This is a genomic window from Streptomyces sp. 7R007, assembly GCF_054850255.1.
Genome location: NZ_JBTWMV010000139.1, coordinates 1 through 1388 on the forward strand (window position 1 = coordinate 1; position 1388 = coordinate 1388).

Genomic DNA, 1388 nt, shown 5'->3' on the forward strand with positions numbered 1-1388 from the left:
CGCGGTGCTGGGCGAGGTGGCGCCCGAGCGGGTCGCCGGCGTGCACCTGAACCTGGGATCCGTGGCGGCGGGCACCTTCGACGACCCGACGCCCGCGGAACTGGTCAATCTCGAGGCCGAGAAAGAAATGCAGCGCACCGGACGGGGGTACTCCGCCATCCAGGCGACCCGGCCGCAGACGCTCGGCTACGGCCTCACCGACTCCCCGGCGGGGCAGGCCGCCTGGATCGCCGAGAAGTTCTGGGCATGGACGGACAACGACGGCCATCCCGAGGACGCGTTGTCGCGGCAGACGATCCTCGACGCGATCTCGGTCTATTGGTTCACCGCGTCGGCCACCTCGTCAGCGCGCCTGTACTGGGAGAGCTTCGCCCACTTCCGGGACAAGGTGACCGCGCCGTCCGGGCTGTCGGTCTACCCGCGTGACATCACCCGCCCGTCGAGGCGGGAGGCCGAGCTGCGGTTCACCGACCTGCGCTGGTTCGAGGAACTGCCGCACGGTGGCCACTTCGCCGCACTGGAGCAGCCGCAGTCGCTGGTCAACCAGGTGCGCGGGTTCTTCCGCCTGTTCCGCTGACTGTTCGCGCCACCCCGCGGGCGCCACGCAGAAGGTTGGCGGCGGCGACTTCCTCTCCGCCATTCCTTTCTCCTCGCCCGTTCGGAGCGTCGTCCCGCCAGCTCGGGAGTAACACCGCTCACCGGGGTCTTCCAAAATCTTCGTAGCGGGTGATCGGGTCAACTGGCCTGTGGTGTCGGCTGGTTGGCGGCGTCATCCTGGTGGTGTGTGCGATACGGCTGGAAGACCTGTTACCGCAACTGGCCGCGGTACGGGTCGATCGTGTGGAGGCCAGCGGTGATCTGCTGCGGATCGCGGCCCGGACCCGGGACGATGCCGCAGCTGTCTGCCCGGGGTGCGGCCCATCGCCGGACGGGCCCGTCCGCACCGGTGGCAGGGTTCCACGCTCCCGGCCCTGCGGCAGCCGTAGCAGCAGCGGATCCCGTCGAGGACGTTGGTAGAGGGGAACGCTCCGGTGGTCCGCCGACCGCACCGGCCGCTCAAGCCCTCGGCACCAACCGACACCTACGGCTTCGGCTTCGCCGCGTCCCGCAGCGGCGATTGCACCTCAGCATCCCGCAGATTACGGTGGCCTCCGCCTCGGCGGCGGCACCGCCGTCCGCAGCCGGCACCGTATCGACCCGCCCGCGAGCGATCACCCACTCCTGCCGTTCCCTCTCGGCCAGCCAGCTCGGCCTGGATGCGGCCGGCCTCCTCCCGCAGCCCGTCGACTCGACGCCGACCGGCGAGTTCGTGCTGTTCCGGCAGCCCGGCAACGGACGGCATCCGCGCCCTCGTGGGGAACGACGACCCGGCAGGCCACGGCTCCCAC

1 protein-coding gene and 1 pseudogene are annotated in these 1388 nt (G+C 70.7%); both read left to right on the forward strand.

The window, feature by feature from the left end:
- Positions 1-577: pseudogene (locus ACYF6T_RS44460) on the forward strand (epoxide hydrolase); the annotation flags it as partial.
- Positions 578-1144: 567 nt separating this feature from the next.
- A partial coding sequence (locus tag ACYF6T_RS44465) for a hypothetical protein (RefSeq protein ID WP_461703691.1) occupies positions 1145-1388 on the forward strand: 244 nt, incomplete at its 3' end.